We start from the raw sequence: 8299 nt of genomic DNA, 5'->3' as shown, positions 1-8299 counted from the left end.
TATTACTCTCGCCAGAATAAATTTGAAACCCTAGTTTTAGGGTAGTCACCCAAGCAGACTTTGTTTGTGTAGCCACGATTTCCAGTCACCTTGATTATTCTCTCGCCAGAGTCATAGAAGAGCGTTATTCCGGATAGCACACTGGGGGTAGAGAGATCGACTCTGACACCGAATGTACAAGTTAATGGGGCATTAGGCGATCGCGTCGAAGGTGGTGCTAAACGAGGGAGCAACCTGTTTCACAGTTTTGGCCAGTTCAATATTAACAATGGGCAAAGAGTGTATTTTGCCAATCCCACAGGGTTTGAAACTGTAACTTAATCCTTCGACAAAGTTACCCATACTTAGCCAATTATGGGTAACTTGTTCGGTTTGTATACGGTTTTCATCACTTAGAGTGCTGGGAAAAAGCAGGTAATCTTTAGGTATTGAATTTAAGAAGTTTATGAGACATAGAGACAAATGGCTAAATGTCCAATTAACCGAAGACGAAATGAAGAAATTAACAGATTATGCCTCAAAAGAAGGTTGGACAAAATCTCAAGCCGTTAGAGAATGGATTAAAAATTTACCATGCTACTAGGTTTTAAGACTGAATTGAAATTAAACAATACTCTACGTACAGAGCTGATAAAGCATTGTGGAGTCGCCAGACATGCTTGGAATTGGGGATTGTCACTGACTAAACAAATCCTCGACCATAACAAAGCTAATCCACTGGATAAAATCAAGTTTCCTACTGCTATTGACTTACATAAATGGTTGGTAGCTTTGGTAAAGTCTGAGAATCCTTGGTATTACGAGAGTTCTAAATCTGCTCCACAAAACGCATTAATAGCTTTGCGGGAAGCTTGGAAACGTTGCTTTGATAAAATTTCTGGAGTTCCTAACTTCAAGAAAAAAGGTAAACATGATTCTTTTACGTTAGAAGGTATAGTCAAAATTTTAGGGAATAATAAAATTCAAGTACCTAGAATTGGTGTACTCAAGACTTATGAGAGACTTCCTCAAGTTCAACCTAAATCGGTTACTATTAGCCGTCAAGCCGATAAATGGTTTATTAGCTTTAGGTTTGACCAACAATCGTTAACCGAGGATACTTGGTTTTATTTTTTCTCTACCGTAGGCGTTGATTTAGGAGTTAAAAACCTAGCTACGCTTAGCACCGGTGAAGTCATAGAGGGAGCTAAGTCATATCGAAAGTACGAGGCAAAACTATCTAGGCTACAATGGTTACACAGACATAAAATCATCGGTTCTGCTAACTGGAAAAAAGCACAATTGCAAATAGCTAGACTACACCGAAAGATAGCCAACATCCGGAAAGATACATTACACAAATTGACAACACTATTAGCCCACAACCACAGCACAGTAGTGATTGAAGATTTAAACGTGTCAGGGATGATGGCTAACCGTAAGCTGGCAAAAGCTATATCTGACATGGGCTTTTATGAGTTCCGTCGTCAACTTACCTATAAATGCGAGTTATACGGTTCCCAGCTTGTTGTAGTTGATAGATGGTTTCCTTCTAGTAAAACTTGCTCTAATTGTGGAACCAAAAAAGAAACACTCTCATTGAGTGAAAGAGTGTTCGATTGTGAGCATTGCAACTTCAATATTGACCGTGATTTGAATGCTGCAATTAATTTGAAAAACTATTCGTACAACACCGCTAGTTAAGCAGGGGTGAGCCTGTGGACTGGATAACGCCGACGTTGCCAGAATGAAGCAGGAAGTAAGCGCCAAAGTTCAGTTAGACGAGGACGATATGTCTAGCTCTGGGTAACTTTGGGTAAGTCCTATATAACGGATACAGAATATTCTCACGCGAGTGACAGGCAAGGAAAGCTCAAATATTCTCGGGACATTGGGTGTTGAAGGTGGTGCAAATTTATTCCTTCTCAATCCCAATGGTATTTTATTTGGTCAAAATGCCCGTTTGGATTTACGAGGTTCATTTGTGGCAACAACAGCAAATAGTTTTGTCTTTCCAAATGGATTATTATTTAGTGCCACAAATCCCCAAGCACCGCCATTGTTAACTATCACTGCGCCCATTGGCTTACAGTTTGGTTTACAACCTGGAGGTATTACAAGCCAAGCAGTCAGCCGAGATTCGCAAGGTAATCTGGTGAATGGGTTGGGTATTGCTTCTGCTAGCACCTTAGCGCTGATTGGTGGTGAAATAACCTTGGATAGCAGTTTTGTATTTGCAGAGAATAGTCCTGATTTAGCTACGGGAAATAGTGGCGATATTACTATTAATGCAAGGGCGATCGCTGGAGATGGAACAGTAAGCAGGTGGTAGCAACTTCGTTATAACGGGACGCGGCGGTTTAGCACCCAGCCCTTATGAACCCCTAACTTCTGACGCAATCTGGACAGATACTCGTCTCCCACTTACTACAGCACAGAAAAATCAACCCACGACTCACGCTGCTCAAACTCAACCCAAACCAATAGCAATTGTCCCTGCCACTGGCTGGGTGTTCAATGGTAAAGGGGAAGTCACCCTCATTTCTTCTCTATCCAACACTACATCCAACAGCACTCCAACCAGTTGTCCTGCAAGGTAAAACATCTGCCCGAAATTTATCCCCATGCCCCATGCCCCATGCCCATTGCCCCATACCCCATTCCAAAACTGTAGTATTTCCCCCACTCAACTAGTACATAATTCCGGGAGGATTATGTACCTATTTGGTGATAATATTATTTTTATTCCAGCTAAGAAACAAATAGACACAAGAAGTTATGATTTCAGCTGCTACGCCATTTACTGCCGAAACTGCCCAGTTAAACTTAGAGCAACTCAATAGGGAATTTGAAAATGCTCATCCAAGAGATATTCTTGCGTGGTCAGCCAAAAACATCCCGACTGGACTGGTACAAACCAGTGCTTTCAACGTTGATGATCTGGTAATCACCCATATACTCTACACCGAACTCAAACAGCAAACCCCTGTAATATTTCTCGACACACTGTATCACTTCCGCGAAACCTTGGAACTTGTTGCGAAAGCCAAGGAAATTTACAACCTAGATTTAAAAGTTTACAAAACCCCAGATGTAGACAGTCGGGAAGCTTTTGCTGCTAAACACGGTGTAGCTCTTTGGAATTCAGATATTGCTAAGTTCCACCATATAACCAAAATTGAACCTCTCCAAAGAGGTCTAGCTGAACTTAACACCGTTGCTTGGATTACTGGACGTCGCCGCGATCAAGCAGTAACCCGCGCCGACATGCCTATATTTGAACTAGATAGCAATAATCGTCTGAAAGTTAATCCTTTAGCAAACTGGACACGTAAAGACAGCTGGGTTTACGTAGCTGAGTATGGCGTGATCTATAACCCCTTACATGACCAAGGTTATCCTAGCATTGGCGATGAACCCATCACCACCCGGGTAGGTGAAGGTGAAGACGAGCGCGCTGGACGCTGGCGCGGTACTGGAAAAACAGAATGTGGAATTCATATTTAGTTATTTGCTATTTGTTAGTGGTTAGTGGTTATTCGTATTTTTTGTACAAATAACCACTAATAGCTCACAAATTAGGAACAAGGACAAATATGATTAAAATCCTCCACCTTTCGGATGTCCATATGGGAAGCGGCTTTTCCCACGGAAGAATTAATCCTGAGACTGGGTTAAATACACGATTGGAGGATTTTGTCAATACTTTATCACGATGTATTGACAAAGCTCTAGCTGAACCTGTTGATATGGTACTCTTTGGAGGCGATGCTTTTCCCAACGCCACACCGCCGCCTTATGTACAAGAAGCTTTTGCTGGTCAGTTTCGGCGCTTAGTGGATGCTGATATACCCACTGTGTTGCTGGTAGGAAACCATGACCAACATTCCCAAGGACAAGGAGGAGCAAGCCTCTGTATTTACCGTACTTTAGGAGTACCTGGGTTTGTGGTGGGAGATAAGTTAGCCACTCACCAGATTGAAACTCGTAACGGAAGAGTACAAGTTCTCACGCTCCCGTGGCTAACCCGTTCCGCATTGATGACGCGTCAAGAAACTGAAGGTCAATCAATGGACGAAGTTAACCAATTATTAATAGAACGTTTGGAAGTTGTTTTAGAAGGAGAAATTCGCCGTCTTGACCCGAATGTCCCAACAGTTCTTTTAGGTCATATGATGGCAGATAATGCTAACTTTGGAGCCGAGCGCTTTCTAGCGGTGGGGAGAGGCTTTACAATTCCTTTATCTTTATTGACGCGTTCGTACTTTGACTATGTGGCGCTGGGACACGTTCACCGTCACCAAAACCTGAATAAATCTAATAACCCTCCAGTGATTTATCCAGGAAGTATTGAACGAGTGGATTTTAGTGAAGAGAAGGAAGACAAAGGCTATGTGATGATAGAACTAGAGAGGGGTCATGTTCACTGGGAATTTTGCCCCTTACCAGTTCGGGCTTTTCGCACAATTGAGGTGGATGTATCTAAGGTAGAAGATCCACAAGCAGCAATCATGAAGGCGATCGCCAAGCACGATATTCAAAATGCAGTGGTCAGGTTAATTTACAAACTTTGTTCCGAGCAATTAGACCTTATTGACAGTTCTCTACTTCATCAAGCCTTAAGTGTAGCGCACACATATACTATTCAACCAGAATTAGTAAGCCAGTTGGCCAGACCTCGCATTCCTGAACTGAGTCCGAGTAACAGCATTGATCCAATCGCAGCTTTAAAAAGCTACTTAAACAACCGTGAAGATCTTAAAGATATCGCAGGCTCGATGATGGAAGCTGCACACAAATTGCTAGCAGATGAAGAAGAAATTAGCATCTTCGCAGCAGGTGATGAACAGAAGTTTGAAAATCAGCTATTGGTGGGTGGTGTAGATACTCAGAGAAGTTTATTCTAAATTGGAAATTCTTAAATTGTAGCGTAACTGGTTAAGAATCTGCCAAAATTGCTATATTCCTTGCTTAGTGGATAAGGATTTATTCACCAAGCAAGGAAACAAAAACACTTGCCCTACGGACGTTGTATGTCCTTCTACCCTCAAATCAAGCAATTTTTACTTGGTCGAACACTACCAACAAGTGCTCACGCTGAAGAACGATTAAGTAATGCTGCCGCCTTGGCTGTTCTTTCTTCAGATGCCTTGTCATCTGTTGCGTATGCTACAGAAGAGATTCTACTGGTTTTAGTAGCAGCAGGAAGTAGCGCTCTAGCTCTATCTTTACCCATTGCTGTAGCGATTATCATCCTGCTGGTGATAGTAGTATTTTCTTATCGCCAAACAATTCGAGCCTATCCACAAGGAGGAGGTTCCTACATTGTAGCCAGAGAAAACCTCGGTATTTATCCAGGGCTGGTGGCTGGGGGTTCCTTAATGATTGACTATATATTGACAGTCACCGTCAGTATATCTGCGGGGACAGCAGCCCTGACTTCAGCATTGCCAGCACTGCGCCCTTTTACCGTAAGTCTGTGCTTGATTTTCATTTTTCTGTTGATGCTGGCAAATCTTAGAGGCGTAAAGGAATCAGGCAGGATATTTATGATTCCTACTTACGCTTTTATTGCCAGTATTTTCGTGTTGATTGCCCTTGGTTTGTTTCAACAAGCCACTGGACACATTCCGCTAGCATCTCCCAATCTTCCCGTTACAGAAGGGCTCAGTTTATTTTTTATTTTGAGAGCCTTCTCTGCTGGGTGTACCGCACTGACAGGAGTAGAAGCAATTTCTGATGGTGTTTTAGCTTTTAAGCAACCAGAGTGGAAAAATGCTCGACTGACATTGCTTTACCTAGGGTCAATTCTAGGGGTCATGTTTGTAGGAATCACTTACCTGTCCCACATTTATCACATTATTCCTCAAGAAGGACAAACAGTGGTTTCTCAGTTGGGTAGGATAATTCTCGGCAATGGACCATTTTACTTATTTGTCCAAGTTGTCACGCTGTTAATCTTACTGTTAGCTGCCAACACCAGCTATGCTGACTTTCCCAGACTTTGTTACTTTTTAGCGCGCGACGGATTTTTGCCACGACAGTTATCACTGTTGGGCGATCGCTTAGTCTACTCGAACGGGATTATTCTCCTCAGCATTTGTGCGGCGGTTTTGGTAATTATCTTCAAAGGGCAAGTGAATGCAGTCATTCCCCTTTACGCAGTCGGTGTATTTACTTCCTTCACCCTGTCTCAAGCAGGAATGGTACGCCGATGGTTCACAGAGAAAACACCTGGTTGGCTTTCTAGCGCTTTTATGAACGGGTTAGGAGCCATTGCCACAGCAGTGGTTCTAGGGGTCATCATATCAACCAAATTCCTGTTAGGAGCTTGGTTAGTAGTGGTGGCGATTCCTTTGGTTGTCTGCCTATTTTTAGTCATTCGCCGTCACTATCAATACGTAGCAGAACGTCTCAGTCTTCAGGGACTCCCGCCTAGAAATTATCTTCCTCGACCTAAACCAATAGTTGTTACTCACCCAGCAGTTGTTGTTATTGGACAACTGAACCGAGGTGCGGTAGAAGCTTTGGACTATGCACGTACCATTGCTGATGAAATTGTTGCAGTTCATGTAGATATTGGTTCTTCAGATCGTGAAAAACTACAAGAAAAATGGAAACAATTAGAGGCGGATATTCCTTTAGAAATTATCGAATCACCGTATCGCTCCGTTATTGAGCCAATTCTCGATTTCGTAAGTCGTTTTGAAGAACGTCATTCTGGCGTTTTTACAACCGTTATTATTCCCGCTTTTGTACCACGTAATTGGTGGGAAGGTCTATTGCATAACCAAACAACTTTGTTTTTGAAGACAGCTTTACGTGCGCACAAAAGTCGAGTGGTTACCACTGTTAGGTATTATTTGTAATAGACAGATAATACTGACTTAACTTTAAAGTTGCTTAAGAATCTGCCAAAATTGATTTACTTATATACTCTCAGTGATGCTGTTGTGTTTACTTATTAAGCACGATTAGCCCTGAGAGCTTTTTTTACTTAACTGCCAATTTTTAAAACATCCTCTAAGAGATAATTTATAAAGTAAACATTAAGACTCTGTAGGTTGGGTTAAACGGAGTGAAACCCAACAAAATCCTAAAAATGTTGGGTTTCGTTCCTCAACCCAACCTACGCAAATTAAAGGTTTTTGGTGCTAACGATGCTTAAGATTTACTTTATAAATAGCCTCTAAGGGCAAACGCCGTTTGCCCCTACACCATATCTGTTATTTTGTTTTAGAGAATTCGTATTATTTATTTTAAATTTAAATAGCAATATTTCGGTTTTTATAGATATCCTTAAAAAGGATTAACGTTTTGTCAACACATATAAGTAGATATATGTCTACAAAAAATAAGTGTTGTTCAATACTTTTTAGCTGAGCGTAGTCTCGTTAGTTATAAATGCGTATGCTATATCCTGACAAAAAGTTCATCAATGAAATAGGATTGCTATATTATGACTACAACCTATCAAGAGGAACGCAAAGAAACAGCTCTAATTACTGGAGCGTGTAGTGGAATTGGGTACGAATTAGCTAAACTATTTGCATACAAAGGTTACAATCTTGTTGTCGTAGATAAAAAAGGAGAAAAGCTTAATGAAATTGCAAACGAATTTGAAAAACAGTATCAGGTATTTGTAAAAATAATTGTTATTGATTTATCTGTTCCAACATCACCAGAAGAAATTTTTACGATTCTACAACAAGAACGGATTAAAGTAGATTTGCTAGTCAACAATGCTGGATTTGGTAGTTATGGTTTCTTTCACGAAACTGATCTACCCACAGAATTGCAAATGCTACAAGTAAATGTGGTTTGCATCACCCATCTAACAAAGTTGTTTCTCAGAGACATGGTAAAGCAAGGCTATGGCAAAATATTAAACGTCGCCTCAACAGCTGCCTTTCAATCTGGACCTTTAATGGCAGTTTATTTTGCAACTAAGGCCTATATCTTATCATTTTCAGAAGCGATCGCCAACGAATTAGAGGGTACAGGTGTCACTATAACTGCTCTGTGTCCAGGACCAACATCATCTGGATTTCAACAAACACCCGGCATGGAAAAATCAAAGCCTGCTAGTTCTTTGAGGCTAATGGATTCAGCAACCGTTGCTAAGATTGGCTATGATGGCCTAATGGCAAACAAAACTATTGTCATCCCAGGTTTGAAAAATAAGATCATGGCTACTGTCGTAAGATTTGTAAGTAGAAAACTCGTCACAAAAAGTAACAAAGTCTGGGAAAGTCAGCATAGCTGGTGTTGGCAGCTAACAGTAAGATTAACAGCGTGACAACTTGGACAAATAAGTAAA

The 8299-nt window shown here is 41.2% G+C and carries 7 protein-coding genes and 1 pseudogene; 7 read left to right on the top strand and 1 reads right to left on the bottom strand.

Translation table 11 applies throughout. The features are described from left to right. Positions 1-126 precede the first annotated feature (126 nt). The 3 genes and pseudogenes from G4P69_RS40340 to G4P69_RS34140 all read left to right on the top strand — a co-directional run. The gene (locus G4P69_RS40340) at positions 127-321 is read left to right on the top strand and encodes a two-partner secretion domain-containing protein (RefSeq protein ID WP_208341591.1); all 195 of its coding nucleotides are present in this window, start codon (positions 127-129) and stop codon (positions 319-321) included. Positions 322-573: 252 nt separating this feature from the next. Then, on the top strand, positions 574-1683 hold the full coding sequence (locus G4P69_RS34145) for an RNA-guided endonuclease InsQ/TnpB family protein (RefSeq protein ID WP_208341574.1): 1110 nt from the start codon (positions 574-576) through the stop codon (positions 1681-1683). 130 nt (positions 1684-1813) lie between these two features. Then, positions 1814-2224: pseudogene (locus tag G4P69_RS34140) on the top strand (two-partner secretion domain-containing protein); the annotation flags it as partial. Between the two features lie 225 nt (positions 2225-2449). Here G4P69_RS34140 and G4P69_RS34135 read toward each other — a convergent pair. Continuing rightward, positions 2450-2605 (bottom strand): hypothetical protein, encoded by a 156-nt coding sequence (locus G4P69_RS34135; RefSeq protein WP_208341575.1) that lies wholly within the window; start codon positions 2603-2605, stop codon positions 2450-2452. Positions 2606-2757: 152 nt separating this feature from the next. On the opposite strand from G4P69_RS34135, the gene cysH reads away from it, so the two are divergent. From cysH to G4P69_RS34115, 4 genes are all read left to right on the top strand, one after another. Then, a complete protein-coding gene (gene cysH / locus G4P69_RS34130) occupies positions 2758-3486 on the top strand; it encodes a phosphoadenosine phosphosulfate reductase (RefSeq protein ID WP_208341576.1) in 729 nt (242 codons plus the stop codon). Between the two features lie 89 nt (positions 3487-3575). Beyond that, entirely contained in the window at positions 3576-4886 is a 1311-nt protein-coding gene (sbcD, locus tag G4P69_RS34125; protein WP_208341577.1) for an exonuclease subunit SbcD, read from the top strand. Between the two features lie 126 nt (positions 4887-5012). Continuing rightward, positions 5013-6848: an APC family permease gene (locus tag G4P69_RS34120; protein ID WP_208341578.1), complete on the top strand. Its 1836-nt coding sequence runs from the start codon at positions 5013-5015 to the stop codon at positions 6846-6848. A gap of 590 nt (positions 6849-7438) precedes the next feature. After that, positions 7439-8278 (top strand): SDR family NAD(P)-dependent oxidoreductase, encoded by an 840-nt coding sequence (locus tag G4P69_RS34115; RefSeq protein WP_208354340.1) that lies wholly within the window; start codon positions 7439-7441, stop codon positions 8276-8278. Positions 8279-8299: the final 21 nt, after the last annotated feature.

Source organism: Aetokthonos hydrillicola CCALA 1050 (assembly GCF_017591665.1).
GTDB classification, from domain to species: Bacteria; Cyanobacteriota; Cyanobacteriia; order Cyanobacteriales; family Nostocaceae; genus Aetokthonos; species Aetokthonos hydrillicola.
This window is presented reverse-complemented; position numbering and strand designations above follow the sequence as displayed.